Here is a 23,530-nt window from a genome sequence, read left to right on the forward strand (position 1 = left end):
TGAAAATGGCCTTGCCGGATATTCTGAAAAGCAGATTGCGCATCCCGGTGGTTGGCGCTCCCCTATTCATCATTTCGCATCCGGCTCTGGTGATGGCGCAGTGCAAGGCAGGCGTCGTCGGTTCCTTTCCTGCTCTCAATGCCCGTCCAGAGGCACAACTCGATGAGTGGCTGGCGGAAATCACCGAAGGGCTTGCTGCTTACGACAAGGCCAATCCGGACCGGCCGTCAGCACCCTTCGCCGTCAACCAGATCGTGCACCGTTCCAACAAGCGCCTCGAGCACGATCTCGGCCTTTGCGTGAAATACAAGGTGCCGATCGTCATCTCCTCGCTCGGTGCCGTGCCGGAAGTGAATGCGGCAATCCATTCCTATGGCGGCATCGTCCTCCATGACGTCATCAACAACCGTCACGCCAATTCGGCAATTCGCAAGGGCGCGGATGGTCTCATCGCGGTGGCAGCCGGTGCGGGCGGCCATGCCGGTTCGCTGTCGCCCTTCGCGCTCGTGCAGGAAATCCGCTCCTGGTTCGACGGTCCCCTGCTCCTTTCGGGCGCCATCGCCAACGGAAACTCGATTCTTGCCGCACAGGCCATGGGCGCTGACCTCGCCTACATCGGCTCGCCGTTCATTGCCACGACGGAAGCGCGCGCGACGGATGCCTACAAACAGATGATCGTCCACTCGACTTCCTCCGACATCGTCTATTCCAACTACTTTACCGGCATTGCAGGGAACTACCTGAAGCCATCCATCGCCAATTCCGGCATGGACCCTGACAACCTTCCCGAAGCCGATCCTTCCAAGATGGATTTCGAGACTGCGCAGCAGGAAGGCGCCAAGGCCTGGAAGGATATCTGGGGCTGCGGCCAGGGCATCGGGGCGATCCATGAAGTAGCCCCTGCGGGACAACTGATCGACCGCCTCGAGCGGGAATATAAGGAAGCCCGCCAGCGCCTTTGCGCAAGCGCATGATTCCGGGAAACGTGACGGTACCGCGCCGGCGAGACGGCTGGCGCGGGAGAACTGCCTTCCGGTTCGCACGGCACGATCGCCTGCTTACTCATAAATCCGGCTTTTTGCGCGTTGGAGGGCGGTGGCGACGTGCATGTTGTGAAAGCTTTTGAACAAACATGGAGTTTGTTTGAATTGGGCCTTGCTTTCCTCCCTGCTTTTGGTTATCAGCGCACCGTCCAGCCGGAAACGGTTGGCTCCTTCGGGAAATTGGAACGCAACGTTCCGGGCCGCTTTAGCTCAGTTGGTAGAGCACATCATTCGTAATGATGGGGTCGCGTGTTCGAGTCACGCAAGCGGCACCAGTAAAATCAAGCGTTTAGCTGTTTTTCATTTTCGCCTTATTAAGCTAGCCATCACCTTTGGCAAGCGCGATGCGTCGATTATTTATTTGCGCCAGACAAATGCTTCGAAAAAAGGCAGACCGAAACGACCGGCTTCAGCATGCGCAAGATATAATCGCGATCGGACAGCAAAATTGCGCCAACCAAAATCTTCAACTGTTCTCGGGGTCTTTGGAACAACGTCCCACAAAAACACAGCACAGTGCCAATTTTCAAAACTCAAGTTTGACTAAGCCCTTCGTTGGAGCAAAACTGATGTTGCTAATTCATCAGCAGTAGGCTCACCCCTTTTCGTTGGTGCAAATGATGCCGGGGTATCCAATCGGACAAGAAAACACCCCGCGGCATTTCACTCGATTTCCGGGTTGGGCGGGGGACAGGCCATGCTCCAGACCGACGTGTCAGAAGACCTAGGCTCTTACAGGATTCACGCCAAGGCGGACCTTGCGCGCAGCGCAGTGCTGGACTGGCCCTATCTCTGCGGCATGAACCTGCTCAAATATGCCGTCGATGAAGCTATCTCTGAACAACTCGCCCTGATGGGCACGGCATCGAACGCAGACCGGGCATGGATGATCGAGTATCGGCCAAACCTGCTTCGGTTCTGCAACACCCATGAATGGTGCCGGGGGCAGACCAGGGCCTATATCTCCGAGCTTCAGGAAACGCCCACCACGCTCATCGCCTGGCTGCACAAATATCTGGTTCTGGGCCATGCGGTGGCGGTCCACGACGTGACAGACCTGCCCCGGACGGCGCGTGCGATCCAGGTAGAGTTTCTCCGTCAGGGCAATAAAAGCGTCCTCAGCGTACCCGTCTTCTATGACAACAAACTGCGCGGCATCATCGGCTTCGACACGACCGTCGCGAACAAGATATGGTCGACCAGCGAAGTCAACGCCCTGTTCCAATGCGCCAATCTCATCGGACAGGCAAAATACTCGACCGGTCACGCGCTGGAAAAGACAATCGCGCCCGAAAATGCGGCGCCCCTCGTCTATCTGAGCAATCGCGGCGTGGTGCGCGGCGTTCAACCTGAAATCATCGTCGGGGTGCGTTCGGCAGGCAATTACAGCGAAATCTGGCTCGAAGATGGGTCTATGCTGCTCGATTCGCGCTCGCTGGGCATGTGGTCCAGCCTGCTGCCGTCGAAAATCTTTCTCCGGGTACACAGAACCGCTTTCGTCAATTCGCTGCACGTCGTCAATGTGGACCGCAGAAAAATTGACAAATGGCAGATCAGGATGCGGTCTGTTGACCGGGCATGGCCCGTGTCACGCTCCTACCGAAAACAACTGCGCGAGCGTATGGGCATATATAATCGCTTAACATGTCGGAACCATTGCGCTTTTGGTGGCATGTCATTCGTCAAACCGGCACGTCGTTTCGTCCTTGGATTCTTGTTATTCCCACAGTTTACTGGATGGTGATAGCACCAGAACATCCTCCCCAACGGTTCTTTGAGGATTCCCGCATGCCATCTCGGATGCTAGCGCATTTCACAATACTCTCGCTGGCCACCGCCAGTATTCTGCTTGCCCACAACGTTCAGACAAAAGCTGAAGATCTTGCCTTGAAGGATGCCGTATCCATGGCAGGCATGCAGCTTTTTCTCAACTCCGGTGCACCGGGACTGATCATCGCCGTCGTGCAGGGCGATAAAAGCATCATCCAGGCCTATGGGGAGACAGCCCCCGGCAGCAATGTCGAGCCGGACGCGCATTCGGTTTTCCGTATTGCCTCCGTTTCCAAGGTTTTTGCCGGTGATGTGCTGGCGGCGCTCGCCGCCAAAGGCAAACTCAAACTGACCGATCCGCTCGCAAAATATGCGCCGGAAGGTGCCAAGGTCGAAGTTAACGGACGCCCTGTCACCCTGCTCGATCTGGCCACGCATTCCGCAGGTCTGCCGCGCGAATTGCCCAACCCCGATACGAAAATCACGGATAATCCGTTTGCGGCCTTCGACCGTGATTATTACTGGAAGTGGATCGGCAGCAACAAGCCTGCTTATGTTCCCGGCACCACGACGATTTATTCGAATCTCGGCTACGGCCTTCTGGGTGATGCACTCGCCAAGGCCGGCGGCGCAGATTATTCCACTGTTCTCGCCAATGAGGTGCTGAAACCGGCAGGGCTCACCGACACGACCAACGTATTAAGCGACGAGCAGAAAAAGCGGCTGATGACCGGGCTCGACCCTCTCGACAAGCCGGATGCCAACAGCCCTGTTCCCGATATCATGTATGCCAGCGCCGGTATCTACACGACTGCGGACGATATGGTGCGCTGGATGCGCTGGCACCTAGACGGTGCGGACCAGTTGCGGGAAGATGCCCTGATCGATCATACGCTTTGGCTGCCTTATGACGGCTTGAAGCATGTAGTTGGGACCGAAGTAACGGCAGGGGACGGCATGGGGCTTGGCTGGGTTGCTACCTTGCCCCGTGATGAAACCCCGTTCCTGCTCGGTAAAAGCGGTGGTCTCGGCGGTTTCATGAGTTATGCGGTTCTGTCGCCCAATCGCAAGCTCGGTATTTTCGTCGTTGCCAGCCGGGTCAATTTCGGCATGTTCGAGAATATCCATTCGCAGATACGCGAACTGGCCGCTGAACTGGCCCGATAACCATGCAGAATTTCGCGCCGCTTCGGCGATTTGGCAGGCGACAGAAAGCAGCCTTTTCCGGTCACCTGATATACAGCACTCTGCTTGGTGCCACAGCCTTGCTTGGGGCCGGAACGCCAGACGCTTTTGCGCAAGAAAAGCGCGACATTTTCAAAACCGAAATATTCCTGACGCCCTACAGCAAGCTGGGCGACACGGATGCGACCGGCGATTATCCGAAACTGAACGGTCAACTGCTGTTCATGACCGGCTATACCGGCTATTTCGGCATCAAGGACAGCAACGGTCAGATTCCGCGTTCGCACTGGAACAGCGTGCAGCCCACGGCGGAAGCCGCCCTTGTCTGGCAATTGTCGCAGCAATTTTCCATCCTTTCGAAAATCACCTTCGACTCTTCCGTAGAAGCAACGAACGACAACGCCTTTTCCGATCTTGGCTTCAATCTGAAAAACCTGTTCGCCTCTTACACCCGTGACAATTTTGCGCTCTATGGCGGCAAGATGGACATCGGCTTCGGCGACGGCTGGCACGCCATTGATGGGCTTTACACCGGCTTCACCGATGATTTTCAGTATAAGGGCTCCATCGGGCTTGGCGGTCGCTATACCTTCAATACCGAAAATATGGGCGCGCATTCCTTCGCCGGTCTGGTGTTCAAACGCGACGATACGGTTCTCGACCGCCGCCTCAGCCTCGACGACGGTTTCATCTCGCCCACCGAAGGCCAACCGCCTGCATTCAGCAACGACCTGAACTCGTTCATCCTGACTTATGATTTCCGCAACGTGCCGGGCTTGAAGAACATATCCGGCGGCGTGGATGTCGGAAGACTGGAGGCGGAGCCCGGTTATGGCGAAGGCGCCAACACGATTTCCGCCCGGCTGCGCTATGACACGGCTCTGACCGACAAGTGGAACCTGAGCTGGTTCAACGAAGCCACTTTTTCAAGCGCCTTTCGTGGCACGCCGGTCTCCAATGGCAATGGCGTGACATCCTTGTCGCTCTCCCACGACCGCTGGCAGTTCAACGCCACAACCGCGATACGCAAACTGTCCGGCGGGGACGAAAGACTGGCGCAATACGGGCTTCAATCCGATTGGGATTGGGGCGTAGCAGGCACAGTTACCTATGTCACGCCTATCGGCATCATTCTGCAAACAGGGCTCGTCCACCAACGCGACCAGACCCTGAACATCAATCAGGGTGTTTTCCGCATCGCTTATCAAACGGGGTTTTAAGGCAGCCATGAAAGCCAGCATGAGAACCAGTACGTCATCCATCGTCCTAGCCTGTCTGTTCGTGCTCGGCTGCTCGACAGCTGCCCTGTCGCAGTCGGTTTCCATTCAGCGCCAACCCAATCCGGCTGCCGATGTCGTGCAAATTCCGAAAGGAAGCACCGAAAACGCGCTCAAGGCCCTGCCGCAGATCGTGGCCGACATCATGAAGCGCAGCCATGTTCCCGGCATGGCGGTCGCCGTGGTCAGCGGCGACAAGACCGTGCTTGCGAAAGGCTACGGCAAAAGGGAAATCGGCAAGGACGCCGCCGTCAATGCCGACACCGTGTTCCAGATCGCTTCGATTTCGAAATCCATATCCGCGACGGTTGCTTCCATTGAGGTGACGAAGGGCGTGGTTGCGTGGGACGATCCGGTGGCAAAACATCTTTCCGGTTTCAAACTGAACAACGACTATGTGTCCGAACACGGAACCATCGGGGATTTCTTTGCACATCGCAGCGGTTTGCCGGGCACGGCGGGCGACGATCTCGAAGACCTCGGCTTCAAACGCAACGACGTCATCGCCCGCTTGCAGCATTTGCCGCTCGATCCGTTCCGCACCTCCTATCATTATGCGAATTTCAGCACGACCATCGGTGCGGAGGCGGTTGCAGCGGCAGCGCATGAACCATGGGACAAACTCGCCGACGAACAGCTTCTCCAGCCGCTGGGTATGAAATCGACCAGCTATCGCCATGCCGATTATGTGGCGAATGACAATCGCGCCGCACTGCATGTTTATCAGAACGGTAGGTTCCTGCCTCTCGGGCAGCGCAATGCCGATGAACAGGCGCCGGCAGGCGGCGTGTCGTCCACCGTCGTCGATCTGGCGGAATGGGTGAAACTGCTGCTGGCCAATGGCGAGTACAAGGGTAAGCGCCTGATCGCGGAAGAGGCGCTCCTGCCAGCGCTTTCGCCGCAATCCTTCAGCGCCCGCGCACACGATACCAGCGCCCGATCCGGCTTCTATGGCTATGGTTTCAACGTCAACACGGAACTCGGCGGTCGCCCGTCGATGGGCCATTCCGGCGCCTTCCTGCTCGGCGCGGGCACGGCGTTCAAGATCGTACCCTCGGCCGATATCGGCATCATCGTCCTGACCAATGGCGCACCGGTGGGCGCCGCGGAATCGGTGGTTGCGCAATTCACGGACATAGCGCTCTACGGCAAAGCCTCCCGGGACTGGTTCGCCGCATATAACGGTGCCATGAAGGGCTTTTTCCAGCCACAGGGCGACTTGTCCTTCAAGGAGAAGCCAGCCGCGCCATTACCGTCCAAAGCCTTGCAGGAATATACCGGCAGTTTCGATAATGCCTATTTTGGCAAGACGGAAGTCAAGGAAGTCAACGGAACGCTGACACTCGTTCTCGGTCCGAAGCAAATGCAGTTCCCGCTGCAACATTGGGACGGCGACACTTTCGCCTTCGTCCCGGTCGGAGAAGCCGAACTTGTTGGTTCGCTCGCATCCATCGTCTTCAAAGTCGATCAAGGTCAGGTACAGGGTTTTGACATCGATTTCTATAATGACGGCGGCACCGGCCATTGGACCAGGGTTCCGCGTTCGTAATTGCCCCCTCGGCTGGCGCAGTTCCGCCAGCCCGACGATCTTACCATTTATATCGCAGCATGCCCTTTCCGGCATAATTGCTGCTCGCTTCCGAAAATTCCGAGTCAAAAGCCGCACCCAGCGACAAGCCGTTGTCCCACAGCATTTCGGCTGAAATGCTTGCAAGGCCCGTATCGCGCGAGACTGAAGCGCCGTTCACGACAAAGCTGGCCCCTGGCAGTTCGACGAAGGAAGCCGAGGTGATGCGGTCATTGTTGAAGTTCCTCACCCACGCAACCCTGCCGCGCAGGGTGAAAACTCCGTCGCCGAGCGCAAAGGATCTGTCTGCTCTCAAGCCCAGTTCGCTACGCCCGACCGTTTCCTGCCGGGATGCATAGTCGAGTGCATAGGTATCCTCACCACTGCCGACCTTTTCTCCATAGGACGGCAGGTCGAGGCTGACGAACTGCCCGGCGGCATAGGGTGTAATCCCCATCCATGGCGTGTCGAAACGATAACCGGCTTCCAGACGACCTGACCATGCGTTGGCGTCATAACCGGCCTGTAACGTATCGAAACCATTCAACGTGACAGCGCGTTCTGTCTCGATATCCTGCCAGCCATAAGCCAGGACCGCACTGAAATAAGCATCTCCGACCGTCTGGCGACCATAAAGGCCCAGTTGGAACAGGTCGGAATTGCCGCTGCCGAGACCATCGGAGACGCTGAAACTGCTATGTCCGCCACCCACGGCAAAGCCGAGCAAGGTATCGGGCGACAGCCGGTAGTCGGCGCCGACGGCCATACCGTTGATCCTGCTGCGCAAATCATGCGATCCGATGTTGCTGTCGCCCTCGACCGAGCGCGATGAGCCAAAGCCTGCACCCCATACATTCCAGCGGGTCTTGAAAGGATCGTGTTCAACGGAGGCTGCTGTTTTCGTTCCTCCCGCGACCAACGGATCGGCCAGCGTCGCCATGAACTGGCTCATCGCATCGACGGTCGTCTGTTGAACGGCCGTCGCCAGTTCGCCCGATGCTACGGTCAGATCTTGCGCATCCAACCCGCCATAGGCCAGCGGGATCTGTCCTTCACGATTGAAATAATCGACCAGCGTCGCCGAGACATTGCGCTGGTTCATGTTGAGACCGATGATGTTCAGTGTCAGGTCGAGATAGACATTGCCGGCATCGTAGCTGAGGTTTGAGCTGAAGCTCTGCGGCAGATCGGTCGCCAGTTCCGCACTGAACCGAGTATCGCCAATTCCGCCGCCCGCATTGAGGATCGTATAGCGGCGCATGACATATTTATCGGGTGCGAACGTCGCTGCCACCGTCGCGCCACCCAAATCCGCCCGACCAGTAACATTGACCCGATCGGCGTCAGATGCCGAAACCTCCACGGCATAGGTCGATGTGCCGGTGAAGCTCAAATCGCCGCTCACCGTCAGCGTTCCGATGGAATTGCCGGGCGCAAGCGTGCCCCCGTCGATATGCGTGGTGGAAACGTTGCCATTCCCCCCAAGTTCGCCGCCTCCATAGACGGTGACCAGCGATGAGGTCGCGATCGAGCCGTTGATCGCCAGCCGGCCATCATAAACGCCGGTCGCGCCCGAATAGCTGCTGTTGCCGCTGAGAACGGTTGTACCCTCGCCGATCTGCCAGACTGCGCCTGTCCCGGAAATGGCGCCCGAAAAGCTGTACTTGTCCGCGCGATTGAAGGCGAGCGAAGCATTATTGACGATATTGCCCGCAATCCCTCCGCTATCACCAAGCCCGACCACCAGCGTTCCGGATTGCAACGTGGTGCCACCACCGTAGCTGTTATTGCCTGCGAGCACCGTCACGCCGCTGCCGATTTGCTCGAGCGAACCGGAACCGGAAATATCGCCTTTCAGCACGACCGTTCCAGAACGATTGATGATGAACTGCCCATTGTTCTCGACATTGGCGGTAAGCGTGCCATTTTCGCTGCCATCCCCCAGTTGCAGTGTGCCGGAGGATATAGTGAGGCCACCGCCATACTGATTTCTGCCGGTAAGAACGAGTGTACCGGCGCCCGCCTGCTCCAGCTTTCCCTCGCCCCACACCATGCCGTCGAAGGTCACCGTATCGGAACGATTGAAGGCCAGCGTGCCGTCATTGAGCACGTGACCGGTGATGGAACCGGACGTACCGCCATTGCCGATTTGCAGGCGCCCGGCTGCAATCGTCGTCGCGCCGGTATAGTTGTTGCTGCCGGTCAGGATGGTTGTGCCTCGTCCAATCTGTTGCACCCCACCCGAACCGCTGATCGTGCCTGCATAAGTCATCGTGTCGGCGCGGTTGAAGGCAAGGATGCCGTCATTCTCGACATTGCCCTTGATTGAGCCGGTCATCCCGCCATTGCCGATGACCAGCGCGCCGGATTGAATAATCGTACCACCGGTATAACTGTTCTCGCCTGCAAGAACCGTCGTTCCAGCGCCGATCTGGTTAACGTTGCCGCTGCCGCTGATAGCACCGGAGAAAAGCACTGCATTCGAACGATTGAAGGCGAGCGTGCCATTATTCACGACATCGCCTTCGATCCAGCCTGAATTACCGCCGTTCCCAAGTTGCAGCGTGCCATGGGCGATGGTCGTCCCGCCATAATAGGCGTTGTCGGCGGTGAGAATGGTCATACCGGGGCCCGCCTGCACGAATGAACCGGTGCCGACGATCAGCCCTTCGAAATTGTAGTTGTTCGACCGGTTTACGGCCAGAATCCCTTCATTCAGAACACCACCGATGATAGAGCCTGTGGTTTCGCCATCGCCGATCTGCAACGTTCCACCAGCGATAAACGTGTTGCCGGTATAGCTGTTTTCACCAGTGAGGACAGTGGTGCCCGCCCCTGCCTGGATCAACGCGCCCGCCCCCAAAACCATGCCGGAATAGGTGTAGCTGTTCAGGCGGTCGAAGACGAGACCGCCATTATTGACGATATTGCCCGCAATCGAACCCGTGGTGCCGCCATTGCCGATTTGCAGGAAACCGTTGGCAATCGTGGTACCGCCGCTATGGCTGGCACCGCCGCTGATGATAAGCGAGCCCGCCCCTTCCTTATATAGCGAGCCGCTGCCCGACACATCGGCGGTCAGATCGAGCGCCGTGCCAAGCAGCGTGTCGACTGTCGCCGTACCGGAAAGTTCAAAATCGCGGGCCAAGGTAATATCGCCAAGCGTCGTGAGCGTTGCATTGCTGATTGAAATGCCTGCCGCTCCGGTGCCGATATTCTCTGCCTCGTATATTGCGAGCATACCGCCCAGAATATTGGTCCGCCCCTGAAAACTGTTGTTGCCGGTCAGGACCAGAATGCCGTCGCCGTCCTTGGTCAGGCTGCTATTGGCGCTTGCGCCCGTTATGTCGCCCGCAAAAACCGTGTCCTCATCCTGATTGACGGTAAGACTCGCATTATCGATAGCGATGATACCGTCGCTGCCCCACAAGGAACGCATGGTCAGGGCATTGCCATTGAGATCCAGCGTACCGCCGGTCATCACATAGTCGGTCATATCGGGCAACGCACCGGCGCTACCTGCCGCCATGCGCAATGTTCCCGCTTCTATCAGCGTGCCACCGGACCATCCGTTGGCCGTATTTCCGGCAAGCAGCGTGCCATCGCCCTGCTTGGTCAACGAACCGGAACCGGAAATAATCCCGGTCAGTTGCAGTTCCGTGCCCGATGCGACATCAAATGCCGCTTCACCACCGAGCGTTACAAGACTGCCAAACGATATGGTGCCGATCGTCTGTAAGGTGCCGTTGTTGATCGTAAGATCGTTCCTGGCCTGCCCTAGATTATCCGCCGCCGAAATCTGTAGGGTGCCCGCACTGAGGATGGTGCCGCCGGAATAACTGTTGGAACCGGACAGAATGAGCAGCCCGTCACCGGTTTTCTCAAAACCCTTGCTTCCGGTAATCGTCGATTCGATTGTTGCGGTTTCACCGGCCAGTACCCGTAATTCCGGCACGGGGATGATAATACCATTTCCCGAGTAGCTGATGAGGTTCAGGGCGGTGCCCCCGGTGATAGTATAATCGCCCCTCACGAATTGTAGGCCAACAGCTGTTTGCGTTCCATCCAGCGTGACCGTACCGCCAATGCCGCGGAACACCCCATAGGCGCTTCCCCATCCCGAACCCAGTGCGCTGCTGCCGCCCAGCGGATCGAGCCAGTTCTGATCCGATGCCGACCAGGTTCCATCGCCGCCGTCAAGAGCCGATGCACTGCCGCCCCATACCTGGAGAAGGTCCAGACCGTTCGGCAGCGCTATGAGATCCACGACATTCGGCGCGTAATCGATGGCATATGAATAACCGATGGGATCGGTAATCGGCGTTTCGCCTACCACCAAACCGGCATTGGCAGTCGTCAGCGCTCCGCCATAGGAAATCAGACGATGATAGCCGATCAATGCGCTATCGGAGGTGCCGGTGACATTCACTGTCGCACCGTTTAATGTCAAATCACCGTTGACCTGAATGGACGCAGCCTTATGGGCGTTGGACGTGCCTAGATCGTAGTTAAAGCTCGCCCCACTCTCCAGCGTGAGATCGCCGTTGACCTTCAGTTGCGACTGCGAACCGGCAATGATCGTACCGCCGCTCCTGACCATGGTACTGCCCAATGTGCCGGAACCACTCAGTGTGCCGCCAGTGTTGACGGCGACATTGCCACCGACCACAGCCGAACTCGCCAGGACCACACTGCTGTTGTCGATATTCGACTGACCGGAAAACTGGGCCAGTCCCTGCCCGGAGACTGTCGTCGTTCCGCCAAGGAAATTGACCGTGCCGGTGCCTTCCACCGTCGTATCGAAGCGGTAGCCGGTCGTATTATGATTGAGGTTGAGCGTGCCCTGATTGCCCAGCGCCACAGTGCTGTGAATTGTTCCGGCTGCAGCCGCGGTATCGCCCGTAGCCGCGCCAACATTCACGATACCTTGCGCGCCGTTCTGTCCGACCTGCAAGACGCTGCCCGCCGCAGCCTGTCCAACGCTTGCGCCATTCGACACCGTCAGCGAACCGTTCCCGACCGAACCGACATCGATTTCAGCAACATTCAGGAGCGAACCGGCACCATCAACCGTGATCTGCGCCGCATTGCTGCCCGGATCACCCGCACCAACGTGTAACTGCCTGCCGTGAACCGCGCCGCCGTCCGTCACAGAAAGGAGAGCGCCAATATCGGCGGTGCCACCGAAATGAAGCGTGGAACCCTTCCCGCTGACCGTCAACCCATTTTGCAAACCCGCAATCGCCGATGCAGTGTCGCCGACGGAAAGATCGCCGCCGACATTAACCCGCCCACCATTTTCAACATTCAGCGAGTCATCGCCGTAACCTCCAACATTCAACGCGCCGCTTATGTTGAGGCTGGTGCCGCTGCCCGTCACCTCCAGCAAGGCGCTTTCACCCTGCACCGAACCGATAAGAACGTCTGTGGTGTTGAGCTGAGCACCGGAGGCCAGAACCAGTGTTCCGCCATGAACACCGAGATCGCCGCTGAACGTTTCAGCCGAGCCGGTCAAAGTCCATGTGCTGCTGTCACGCTTCTCCAGCGCGTCGAACCCCTGAAATCTCCTTTCAAAACCAGTCAGTTCGAACTGAGCCGTACCGCTTCCGCCGAAGACCAGCGTGTTCTGGGCGCTCGAACCCGCAACCACCTTGCCGTTGAAGGTGTAACCCGCTCCGAGGACCAGCGTATTGTTGCTGCCGGAAAACGTAACTGCATTGGCGTAGGAACCGTCCTGATTGACACCGCCGGAAATCGTACCGGCGTTGAACAACGTCGCGTCGCCGGACGAGAAATAGACCCCGACCCCCGCGGTTCCGTTCTGCCCATCCGCGCCCTTGTACCACCAGGATGGCGGATTGAAGGGAGCTGATGGCGCTTTACCACCAGCACCGGCGTTGCCGCCCGAGATACTGGCCCCGTTTACATTGGCCAGCGTTCCGCCGGCCCTCATGGACATACCGATGCCGCCGTCGCCACCTTTGCCGCCATTACCGCCGGTATCCGCACCACCACCGCCGCGTCCACCGTTGCCTCCATTACCACCGCTTATGGCACCAGCATTAGTGATGGTTGCAGCCTCGCCCGTCGACGTGATCCCGTCGCCACCACGACCTCCGTGTCCACCATCGGACGCCGTATTGCCGCCGGGCAGACTTGCACCGCCCCGCCCGCCATCGCCACCACGCACCGTGACACCTGTTTCAATCGCGATTACGGATTGACCCGAACTGCTGATAGCGTCTCCACCGCCACCGCCGTCGCCACTGCGTCCGCCGCCGGTTGTAAGCGTGTCATAAGATGCGGACGGGATCGAAATCGGGCTGGAACATTCAATCTCGCCCTCATCGTCCTCGCAGACCATGATGCTGCCGCTGTTGTTTTCGTCCGCATGCATGCCCGAGATGCCGCCAGCCCCGCCAGCACCGCCCATGCCCCCTAAAATCGTGCCACCGCTGCGGACAGTAAGGTTGAAAGCCGTTGATATGCCGGTGCCACCGCCGCCACCGCCACCGCCACCCCCGCCGCTGCCACCCTCGCCCGGAGAAACAGTGAAGACGTTCCATACGGTAACGCCGTCGCCACCTTTTCCGCCAGCACCACCAGCACCACCATCCCCACCAATGACCGTCTGCTGGTGCAATGTCATCACATCGCCGGTGAAAATCGCGCCCGTTCCGCCCCCACCGCCTCCGCCCCCGCCACCGCCGGAAGCGCCATTGCCGGTTGCAAATGCACTTTGCCCCTTTTTCCCGACATCGCCTGGCTTGCCGCTATCGCCAGCCAAACCGCGCAGGAGCAGAACACCGGGGACCGAACTCCCTAGATATCCAATGACACCGTTGGTGCCCGCTTCACCGCCATGCGCGCTTCTTGCACCTTCGCCACCAGCGCCGCCCCTTCCGGCGGAAGCGTTATTGCCAACGTGATTCCCACCCGCGGCACCGCCTGCTCCACCTCCGCCGCCGCCACCGCCGGACATGGCGGAAGCACCGGAGCCCTGTCCGCCCGGATTTCCCTTGGCGTCGAAATGCGATGGGGGCGTGCCTTCCGCACCGCCCGCACCACCCGAGCCAGATTGCTGCTGGGCACGGACGGGCCCTACAAATGAGGAATTGCTGATGACTGCTGCGGGAACCATGAGCGCGCACAGAACGCGACCCAGCGCAGTCGAATTCGCGAAGCGACGTTTCCCCCGTTTCCATTGCCTGCAGGTCGCCGATGTCCCACCCGGGCCGTTGACAGCCTGGTTGCGGAGGGGCAATTCCCGCCAGCCCAAATTGCTCATTCGCAACCGCCCGCCAAATGTTATTCGTCATCAAAGGATTTGCTAAACTATTGAATTCGGCAAGAGTTTTGGGACCAACCAACATTCCGGTTTGTTGAATTAACACAGACGCATTAAACTCAGCTGCAGACGAAAAGGATTAGAATGAAACACGGAACCCGAGCGTTCCGTTATACGCATAGCGGTCACCCAGCTTGACAGGCTCGTATCTCCGGACCGTTCATCATAGACTGGGTACTTGTCATTGTTCTTGTTGTAGCAACCGCCCCACCGACGCCGCCTCACACGCGTTCGGTACGGCTGGTGAAGTAGTGGTCCAGGAAACGTTGACCTCGTCCCGTCGAAGAAACTTGCTGTAAGATTGGCGATACCGTGGATGTGGTAGGCCTAATTAATCATGCGACAACTGTTGTACCATGAGTTTTCATTGTCCGCGCCACGCCAAGTCTTTTCCTCACCTCCAGATTCTTGTGCGAGGGTGAAGTGTCAGCGTGGAGCGTGCTGGGAGCGGCTTTCGTATGTTGTGGAGAGTGAGCTATTTTTGAACGCCAAACCGTCATTTGGCGGGTTTTTGGTATTTTTGGTTGCGGGGCGCGCATTATCTTACCGCCGTCTCGTGCCTCCGAATATACTTGCGCCACCAACTATATCGAGCATCGCACCACCAAGACAAAACATCCTTGGACCAATGGCCAGATCGAGCGCATAAACCGAACCATCAAGGACACCACCGTCAAGCGCTTTATTATGAGAGCCGCGACCGACTCCGCCAGCATCTCGACAATTTCGTATCGACCTACAATTTTTACCCGACGATTAAAGACCCTCAAGGGCCTCGCTCCATATGAATTCATCTGCAAATACTGGACAAAAGAGCCAGAACGATGCAGGTTCATCCCGATCCATCCATGCCTGTGATCAAACGTCTAAGGGGCAACTCCAACCTTGAAAAGCCAAAAACTCTACGACAGAATCCAGGGCGATATTACTCCTTTCTTTGTTTCAAAACGTTGCTGTTACAATAACGGTATCAATATAGATACCCGGTGCCGGTGCTATTGCGAGTGGCGTTAAAATTTCCGCGCAGACCTGATGATTATCGACAATGTTGACGGTATTGCCGTTACCGGAAAGAACATTCTTGTCGTCCCATGCCGCTTTACATCCTGCTTGGAGCAGTTTGTAGGGTAAAAAATTATTGTCACTCTTTAATCGTGCGACACCATTTTCAGGATTATCGCCGCTATTTATACTGATTTTGTAGGGCGTCTGATATGTGCAACGAATACCGACATTGCCATAAGCACGGAACTGGCCTGCACCCCTGGACGTAAACTCAAGTCCATTTTGATTTCCGAAATCAATGTCCTGAAAATTCTCCAACTGGCAGTTCTTGGTAACATTCGCAGTTGTCATAAAATTACTGAAGATCGTTCCGTCGGGATCGGCAATACCTGAACTGCACGATGACGCAGGGGTGCCGGTATTGAACTTGTATTGTGTGACCAGTTGATAAGCGTTGCTGTAAACGCCCGCCTTCACACGATCCTGCTGTTGGCGGTCGAGATAAGTTAATGTGAGTTGCTGTGAGGCAATGGTGCTCTGATTTGATGGCGACCAATTGGTATAATGTGTCCAGCCAACAGTTGATCTTGTGCTACCATACTTTCCAACCGGCATATCTCCACCATTTTGAAGCCTCATCTGCCAGGCAAGATGCGCATTGGCGTCCCGCGCCTGATAGAAAGTGCTGCCTGCTTGCGAGTTTGCCTGATTGCCATCTGCAGCCTGTATGTAGGTGCAAAATTGTATACTGTTGAATTTAATGGACGATCTGCAATTATACTCCACCTGACTTGTTGCCGATGCAGCCGCATTCCCCACAACATCGACCACTGTATTGCCGAATGTGCCAAGGCTCTTAAGGGTACAGACCCCACCGCCACCGGCCGCAGCCGGTGACAGTTCTAATGTGAGGATGGCAAATATGATCGGAGCCAGCAGGCAGAGGAAGATGTTCGACTGAGCCGTTTTGTGACTGCCCAGGCATCTGCTAGGGGGGAAAACACCCGACATATACATGAAAGCTCTCCGTTTCATTTACATATCACCCCGCCAATTTCAGGTATGGAGCCCGGAACCGGCTTGTAATCAAAGCTTGCATGGCATGTGCCAAGCCCTTCGGGCAACGTTACGGTCAGGTTGTTTTTCGGAGACAGGTCGGTAAGCCATACACGGCCGTCATACCCCATAACTGCGGGCTGTCCTGTTCCGTCCTGCAAGACTTCCGCTCCCATCGGCAAAGGTTTGCCTTCTGCATTTGTCAGTATGACCGTCGCAGCGCTCATTCGTTTTGTTCCAAAATCAATGACAACACCGGATCGATCTGCGGGCACAACAATGGCCTGCGTGCTCTCGGGCTGGAGATCGACAGCCAGGTTCGTGGGGTCGATGGTGACCGTATTGTTTTGATAGGATTGCAGGTCCGATACAACAGCATGTCCAGAGGAATTGGTATTCGTGACATGCCGACCATTGAGTGAAACTGGCGCATTGGGCCCGCCGCCCTTGACGACAGCAAAGGAGTCGCTGACCTGATTGACAAAGAATATACCGCCACCGGCAATGATAAGCGCACCATCTGCCGTGGCCGTTATGCGGCCCATGTCACCAGCCTGATCGACGGAACCGGAGAACTCGCCAAAGGAGGAACGATAATCAACGGTAGCTGAGCGGTTACCTCCGCCTCTTAGATTTTCGCGATCGCGCAATGACCAGGCAATCGGGTCTTCGCCAAGGCGCGCAGATTTTGTCAAAGTGGTATCAACACCATCACTATCGGCACTGACCGAGGCCGTCATGTTATCGCCAATCGGAATGCTGAACCCCACAAAAAACCCATAGTTCTTGCGTTTTTCGAAATCCGTATAGGCGGTCGCATAGAGAGAGGCCTTTTCGAACACGGTTCGTGACCACGAAACACTCAAAAGACTGGCATCGTCACCTTTGCCTGCACCGCGCACGCGGGAGAAATTAATTCCAAGCGAAGAGGGGTCAAAAAAGAGCGGGAAAGAAATGCCCACATTGTCGATGCTGCGCGCGCGAACGGAGACCGGTGTTTTTGCTCCATGCAGCCGGTCAACGACCAAGCCGATATCATTGTAATCACCAAAACTACGACTGGTATCGGCATAGAACGAATAGCCATTATATCCGGTCTGAAACGTGGCTGTCGCCTTGCCACCGTTCTCAACGCCGCCTGCGCCACTGTAACGGCTGACAGCCAATGAGGCACTAAACGATCCGAAAGACCCCAGACTGGTGATGAAACCAGCGCCACCGTTGACCAGACCTCTGGTGGCTTCAAAATGGCCTTCTATGGTTAGCCAGTCAGTCAGACCGTATCGCACGCTGGCGGAACCTGCTAGATTTTGATCATATTCAAAAGAGTTCTCACCATAGCCAAGACGGGGAAAGCCGAGTTCGGTCGAGAAGTCAAAAATTCCCTTACCCACCATGTTGGGTCCGTAATAGTAAGCGTAACGTGTACGGATTTCACGACCAAGTGCATCGCGCATGACAATGCTTGCGTCACCATTGCCATTGATAAAGGGAAGTCCGCGGAAATCGAATGGGCCGGCCGGCACATTGCCTGAGAAGACTTTGATATTATTAAGATAAAGGTCCAGCGATGAAGGCAGGGAGGCGCTGCCGGACAGATTGGGAACCGGGGAGGTGACGAGATCGGGGCGAATGGCGAAATTGCGCTTTAACTGAATGCCGCCAAATCGCCAGGAGGAACTCCAGGGAAGGCTGCCAGAAATACTGTCACCAGCCTGATACACCAATGCTCTTTTGGGATCGGTATAGCGCCAGCTACTATCGAGACGGGTTAGTCCGTTGCTGAATTCACTCGTCTTGTCCACGAAGGCATCAAACTTGCCAAGCGCCGAGGTCGAAGTGACACCGTATGGTGTCAAAAGCCGCGCATCAAAACTGCCGCTAAAGGCTTTGTGCGAACCACCGCCCCAACCCGTGGCGCCATACAGCGTGTAATTAAGGACAAAGCCCAGATTGGAGCGCACGCGGGAAAAGTCGATGGGTTTGGCTGTTGAACCGATATCGATGCGTTTAGGGACACGAGCGGCATCCGGTGCAGTAAAGAGTATGAGCTGGCGCGGTTCATCATAGCGCCATGTAACGCCGACCAGCGTATCGAGATCAATCAAGCCATCCGGACCTAACTTGCCAATCTTTGACTTGATGCCTGCAGTCTCCAAGTCACCCGGTGTGACAACAAATCTGCCATTGGGCAGACGCTTGAAAGCGGCGATCGCATCGGTTGGCTGATCATTAATAACAACACCGAGCATAAATGTTTGTGTTGAAGGGTTGGCGGGCGCGGCTTCTTCAGCCTGTGCCACTCTGGTGCTTGCGGATAACAAGCACCAGAGCGTCATTACTAATCTAGTGGCCCGAGACAACGACTGACTGGTTAACGGCATAGTCGTCCCCTTCGGCCTTGATGGTGACTTTGTCCCCGGTCCGAATGGAGCCGACTGCAACGGCCCAGCGCATGGTGCTGCCGGGCAGCACATAGCCATTGAGACCACTGCCAAAACTGACGCGTGCGCCAGGCGTTGAAGCACTTAAATTAGCAACCTTGGCATGACGTGTGCCCGAGTTGGTCGCTTCGATCACCAGCTCCTTGCCTTTGCGCTGCATTTTCCAACGCAAATCTGCACTCGCGGATTGATCGGAAAAAAACACCGGAATGGAATATTGTGTGGCAAAATTGATGACGGTGTTGCGGCGACGAACATTGATGTCAGGCAGTTCATCAATGAGGAGACGATAGCTTTGCTCAATCTTTTGGGAAGGCGCTCCAAGATGAGCGACACGGATCGTATAGGTTGTGTCTGGCCGCAGCGCGGCAGCAGGCGGACTAACGATAACGTCATTGGCAGGCATCAATTGGTCTACACCCGCGACCTGAGTCCATTTGTAAGCACGAATCTGAACATTGGTTGTACCGTCGGTATTATTGCGAAGTGTGACGGAGGATGTACGGGCGGGTGCGGTGAGATCGAGGGAAATCGGCGACACCTGCAAAGATGCGGCCTGAACGCTACTCACGCAAACCAACCCGGAGACAACCGCCAGCAAGACTGAAATTCTGGACATGGAAATATCTCCGGGAGGGTTTTAGAAGCTAACCTCAATGGATACAGTGTCGGAATATGCGCCGGTCGCAGGTGTGGCCTGCTTGGGAATGCGTCCATAAACCGGGTACGATTGGATAACACCATTGCCTACGCCGCTAAGTATAGACGAAGTGTCTATAAGCCGTCCCCACCATAGAGTGCGAGCAGAATCTCGGTATAGATCATATGATACAAAAGAACCGCCATTGCTCATCTGGCGATGACTATTAGATGGATTGAGCCCGTAACCGAGACCTATTTTATAAGCTATGCCTTTGCTACATTGAATCTCAACACCAGTGCTGGCAGCAGTTTGCTCGTCATGATCCTTATCATTCAGGTTATTCAAGCTTCCGAAGTCGAGAACGGACTTATCTCCACTTTTCAACTCACAAGCCGCTCCAATATTGACTTTGACCTGCAATTTACCATTGACTTGTGCAGCATTAGCAGCCGGCACCAACCCTGCCAAGATCATCAAACAGGATATGTTGGTCATTAGTTTTAAAGTATACATAATATTCTCCTTTAGTGTGCGTTCTGTTTGAATTAATGTTCTGCTTATAGTCATACTTACATCGCGAAATTAATATGTTGTTTTTCCATATCTAAAATAGAGAATTATTGTCGGCGTACTGTAAAAAATCATGCATCGTGAAAGCATGAGAATGTTTTACATGATTTTCATTTATACGGGATGAATTGCATTAATACCCGGATATTATCCACGTAATACTGGAAATAGTAAATTGTATCGCAAGGCATTTAATGCAGAATATACAAACAACTTACTATAGAATGATGTATAGCTTAAATTAACAATAATGTTAGCATTAATACTTTTATTAATCACGCAAATTCCAAGGATGGCTATTCAAAATAAACCGCAATTTCATGAGGAAAAATCTTGATTTCCAATTATTTAATTGGATAATCTGCTATAATACTAATTAATGCAATATTATAATTACTGAATTTATGTATATTTCTTGTGGGTTGCTATGTCTTGATCTGAGTCATTTCCCTCAAGGACATTTTGAACGTGCCAAAGTTTGTCGAGGAATCCTAACCGGGACAATGCCGGGGCTCACGCTCCTTCTCCACAATGAACACAGAAAACACGTTATCGGAATACTTATACAAATATTCAGAAGGTCGCGACAACAGTTACAGTATCATTATACGTTCCGGAGGATGGGGTTGCTTGCTTCAAAATTACGCCGTACACGATATGCTTCTGTATAGTTCCGTCACCTATACCAGACCATACAAATGTTCCACCCTTTTCTTCAAGTCCCCATCGTTGATAATTATTCGGCTGTAAATAAAGTTGATAGTCAATATATTCAGAGCCAGATTTCATTCTGCGTAAACAAACATTACCGGGAGATTTGGGGTTCTGTCCCGCATCTAATCCTACCTTGAATGCAATGCCTTTGCCGCATTGAAGTTCAATGCCAGAGCCGGTAGTCGTTTGTGCCTCATGATCCTTATCGTTCAGATTGGTTAAATTTCCAAAATCAAGAACTGACGTGTCTCCGCTTTTCAACTCACAGGCTGATCCAATATTAACCTTGACCTGCAATTTACCATCGACTTGCGCTGCATGAGCGGCGGATAGCAGTCCTGCCGAGATCATGAAACAGGATATACTGAGCATAGTCTTTCTTGTATGCATAATACTCTCCTTTAGTGTGTTTCTGTGTTAGTCTTGGCTTCTTCCCTGTCAGAATTGCGAGGCGATTACGCATGTTGTCTCGCCTTTTAAATGTATAGGAGGCTGTAGCCGTCGTTTCCCAAACCGTGCCGCAACGACCACCAACTTGGGAGGGCGAACCAGCTGCAGCGGCAGTTGTCGGGACACAGAAAACTCAGCTACAGACAGCGAAAAACACTCAGTGATGTAAGGGTACACACCAGTTTTGAACTGGTCTCACTGCTTTAACGACATGGGGGACAAATACTGAGGCCACTGGTCATGCATACTCAAGATCTTAAACCTGAACGGACAAGCTTATATGGACGCAAAGAGATTTATACGGAAATCAGATAGGTGGTTATGCTTTATTAAATGCAATAAAGAATATCGCCTTATTATCTTTTGCGCGGATTGTGCTGGAGTTTTATTAAATTCACAGTGATGAAATTATATTAAATTATTATTGCGTCAATCGTAATAAATAACTCCATATTTATTATGTTTTGATGAATAAAATTTATAACTCTTATTCAAGATGTTGGTAGCTTATTTTTATTCATAAGACAGGTTGATGTCTGCTTGAGTTCCATTATTTTTAATTGAGCATTCATTGGGTCAGGAGGGCTGGCCGTGTTCCAGATTCTATCGCAAAGTTCTGGCTGGATGTATGTGGTCTTATTTCCGGGCACAATTAGTCCCAGAGCGTTTCCGTGTTTTTCTGAGCGACAGCGGTTCCCAAATCAGTTTTGTTCTGCTTCATTGATGAGACCTGGATCAAGGCCAACATATCGCTGATCAGGGGCTGGCGTCCAAGAGGCAAGCGACCTGCGGACATTTGCACCGTATGGCCACTGGCGCACGCTGACATTCCTGAGTTACTTGAGAAACGATCGGCTTACAGCACCCTGTCTTCGACGGACCGACGAACGGCCAATCGGAGACGCCGCGCGCCTTATCAGATCCAACGAGGCCGATACCGCGATCTGCGTAGGGACGGAAGCCTGTGTGATTAAAGTCAGCCTTGCCGGCTTTGCTGCCGCAAGATCGCTCTCAACTGGCTTCAATGAAACTCCGGAAAAGGCCTCCCGTTCCTTTGACGCTGGGTTTGTTATGGGAGAAGGTGCGGGAATCCTCGTAATCGAAGCCTTCACCCAGGCACTGGCGCGCTCATCATATCACATCTGGTCCGGAAGACGGCAGCGGCACACGCCGGGCAATAGAGATTGCAATATCTCAGGCATCCGTTCTTCCTGAAGATATCGCTCACGTCAATGCACACGCAACCTCCACACAGATCGGAGATCCAGAGAAATAAGGGCTATAAGATCCGTATTTGGTGCCGGGGCCAACGTCGCTGTCAGTGCAACCAAATCAACGACCGGCCATCTTCTGGGGGCCGCGGGGGCTTGAAGCAATTTTTACGATCCTTGCTTTGCGCGACCAGATCGTACCACCTACTCTTAATTTAAATGACCCGGACAGTGTCGGTAAAGGTCTAGGTTTCATGGCGAAAGAACCCAGTCGAAAGTCATGGAATATGCGCGTTCCTATGGTTTCGGCTTCGGAGGCGTGAATGCCAGCGTACTTTTCCGCCGTTTGGAGCGGCGAAATTTGAAGCAGCCTCAAAAAACCGAACCGACAGCCTCGGCGCGCTGTAAATTTCCTAACTTAAGGACTATCCCATGAATCGCTCAAAACCTGATGTTGCTCTTGTTACCGGAGCCTCTTTCGGCATCGGCCTGGCAACGGCAAAAGCACTGCTTAACGCCGGATACCGCGTGTTCGGGACGAACAGGCGCGCAAATTTTCAAAACTTGGAAGGTATAACCATGCTACCTTGTGACGTTACAGATGAGGCATCCGTGACAAGGTTGGTCGAGACCGTCTTGACGGAAGCCGGCTCGATTGATCTGCTGGTGAATAATGCCGCCCGCAATTTCGCACCGCGCTCGCAAAGAAGCTGATTGGTTCTTGCTCTGTAGGCACTACAGTGCTGCCTCTTTTCTGAAGCCGAGCGAGCAAGCTTGCCTTGCCTCCTGCGGCACTCTCGAACTGTCACAAACCCAATCCAGTTTATTCTGTAAGCTTGCAGTGACGGGCCATCATTTCGGCGAGGTGTTCCCGCCCCTCTTCATGCAACTTTTTGATCGCAACACTCATATCTGCTGCCCGCTCATCCTGTCCGAGCTTGAACTTGACTTCCATCTTCTCAATAGGCATTTCGTAGCCGACAATATTGCGCAGACGCCGCTCCAGACCACCGGGGCCGAGTTCCTTCATCTGCCAAGGCTTGTCACGACCCTTTTCCATATGTTTGACGAGTTCTTGGAGATGCTTTGCAGTCGCTGCTTCCGATAAGATTTTGGGCGTGCCATGGATATGAGCAACCATGAAGCTCCAGGTCGGCGCGCTGTCCCTTTCCGGACAACCCGGATACCAAGACGATGACACATAATGACCAGCATCCATCAGGATTGCAATTGATGGCAGGCCACGT

Annotated in this window: 13 protein-coding genes, 1 tRNA gene and 3 pseudogenes; 10 read left to right on the forward strand and 7 right to left on the reverse strand. The window is 54.7% G+C overall.

The genetic code is table 11. From position 1 onward, the window contains the following. Nucleotides 1-5: 5 nt before the first annotated feature. The 6 genes from ACOWVS_RS22070 (at nt 6) to ACOWVS_RS22095 (ending at nt 6,824) form a co-directional block, all read left to right on the forward strand. Nucleotides 6-974: an NAD(P)H-dependent flavin oxidoreductase gene (locus tag ACOWVS_RS22070; RefSeq protein WP_006470561.1), complete on the forward strand. Its 969-nt coding sequence runs from the start codon at nt 6-8 to the stop codon at nt 972-974. Nucleotides 975-1,242: 268 nt separating this feature from the next. Beyond that, nucleotides 1,243-1,318 (forward strand) — tRNA-Thr (locus ACOWVS_RS22075). A gap of 422 nt (nt 1,319-1,740) precedes the next feature. Beyond that, nucleotides 1,741-2,787, forward strand: a complete 1,047-nt coding sequence (locus ACOWVS_RS22080) for a GAF domain-containing DNA-binding protein (protein WP_170873288.1) — start codon at nt 1,741-1,743, stop codon at nt 2,785-2,787. A 44-nt stretch (nt 2,788-2,831) separates the two neighbouring features. Then, nucleotides 2,832-3,980, forward strand: coding sequence for a D-alanyl-D-alanine-carboxypeptidase/endopeptidase AmpH (gene ampH / locus ACOWVS_RS22085; protein WP_100229458.1), 1,149 nt, complete (start codon nt 2,832-2,834; stop codon nt 3,978-3,980). A gap of 98 nt (nt 3,981-4,078) precedes the next feature. Continuing rightward, the gene (locus ACOWVS_RS22090; RefSeq protein WP_245670727.1) at nt 4,079-5,218 is read left to right on the forward strand and encodes a hypothetical protein; all 1,140 of its coding nucleotides are present in this window, start codon (nt 4,079-4,081) and stop codon (nt 5,216-5,218) included. Between the two features lie 19 nt (nt 5,219-5,237). Beyond that, nucleotides 5,238-6,824, forward strand: coding sequence for a serine hydrolase (locus ACOWVS_RS22095; protein WP_006470558.1), 1,587 nt, complete (start codon nt 5,238-5,240; stop codon nt 6,822-6,824). Between the two features lie 40 nt (nt 6,825-6,864). Here the strand turns inward: ACOWVS_RS22095 and ACOWVS_RS22100 are convergent, their stop codons facing one another. Further along, complete coding sequence (locus ACOWVS_RS22100; RefSeq protein ID WP_006470557.1) at nt 6,865-14,130, reverse strand: autotransporter-associated beta strand repeat-containing protein; 7,266 nt, start codon at nt 14,128-14,130, stop codon at nt 6,865-6,867. Nucleotides 14,131-14,754: 624 nt separating this feature from the next. On the opposite strand from ACOWVS_RS22100, the pseudogene ACOWVS_RS22105 reads away from it, so the two are divergent. Further along, a pseudogene (locus ACOWVS_RS22105) lies at nt 14,755-15,048 on the forward strand (integrase core domain-containing protein); the annotation flags it as partial. Between the two features lie 84 nt (nt 15,049-15,132). On the opposite strand, the gene ACOWVS_RS22110 reads toward ACOWVS_RS22105, so the two are convergent. The 5 genes from ACOWVS_RS22110 to ACOWVS_RS22130 form a co-directional block, all read right to left on the reverse strand. Then, nucleotides 15,133-16,212, reverse strand: coding sequence for a Csu type fimbrial protein (locus ACOWVS_RS22110; protein WP_006470556.1), 1,080 nt, complete (start codon nt 16,210-16,212; stop codon nt 15,133-15,135). A 14-nt stretch (nt 16,213-16,226) separates the two neighbouring features. After that, the gene (locus ACOWVS_RS22115; RefSeq protein ID WP_006470555.1) at nt 16,227-18,554 is read right to left on the reverse strand and encodes a fimbria/pilus outer membrane usher protein; all 2,328 of its coding nucleotides are present in this window, start codon (nt 18,552-18,554) and stop codon (nt 16,227-16,229) included. Between the two features lie 43 nt (nt 18,555-18,597). Beyond that, nucleotides 18,598-19,314: a fimbrial biogenesis chaperone gene (locus ACOWVS_RS22120; RefSeq protein WP_006469346.1), complete on the reverse strand. Its 717-nt coding sequence runs from the start codon at nt 19,312-19,314 to the stop codon at nt 18,598-18,600. 21 nt (nt 19,315-19,335) lie between these two features. After that, complete coding sequence (locus ACOWVS_RS22125; RefSeq protein ID WP_006470554.1) at nt 19,336-19,851, reverse strand: Csu type fimbrial protein; 516 nt, start codon at nt 19,849-19,851, stop codon at nt 19,336-19,338. Between the two features lie 630 nt (nt 19,852-20,481). Further along, nucleotides 20,482-21,012, reverse strand: coding sequence for a Csu type fimbrial protein (locus ACOWVS_RS22130; protein ID WP_050791028.1), 531 nt, complete (start codon nt 21,010-21,012; stop codon nt 20,482-20,484). A gap of 776 nt (nt 21,013-21,788) precedes the next feature. On the opposite strand from ACOWVS_RS22130, the pseudogene ACOWVS_RS22135 reads away from it, so the two are divergent. The 3 genes and pseudogenes from ACOWVS_RS22135 to ACOWVS_RS22145 all read left to right on the forward strand — a co-directional run. Beyond that, nucleotides 21,789-21,967: pseudogene (locus tag ACOWVS_RS22135) on the forward strand (IS630 family transposase); the annotation flags it as partial. Next, nucleotides 21,967-22,719, forward strand: a pseudogene (locus ACOWVS_RS22140) (beta-ketoacyl synthase N-terminal-like domain-containing protein); the annotation flags it as partial. The pseudogenes ACOWVS_RS22135 and ACOWVS_RS22140, both read left to right, overlap by 1 nt. Further along, nucleotides 22,716-22,997 (forward strand): SDR family NAD(P)-dependent oxidoreductase, encoded by a 282-nt coding sequence (locus ACOWVS_RS22145; RefSeq protein WP_006469351.1) that lies wholly within the window; start codon nt 22,716-22,718, stop codon nt 22,995-22,997. The pseudogene ACOWVS_RS22140 and the gene ACOWVS_RS22145, both read left to right, overlap by 4 nt. A 109-nt stretch (nt 22,998-23,106) precedes the next feature. Here ACOWVS_RS22145 and ACOWVS_RS22150 read toward each other — a convergent pair. Then, nucleotides 23,107-23,530, reverse strand: a 424-nt coding sequence (locus ACOWVS_RS22150; RefSeq protein ID WP_420973144.1) for an FMN-binding negative transcriptional regulator, incomplete at its 5' end; no start/stop codon positions are given.

It is taken from the genome of Brucella sp. IR068 (genome assembly GCF_049065885.1).
Classification (GTDB): Bacteria; Pseudomonadota; Alphaproteobacteria; order Rhizobiales; family Rhizobiaceae; genus Brucella; species Brucella intermedia.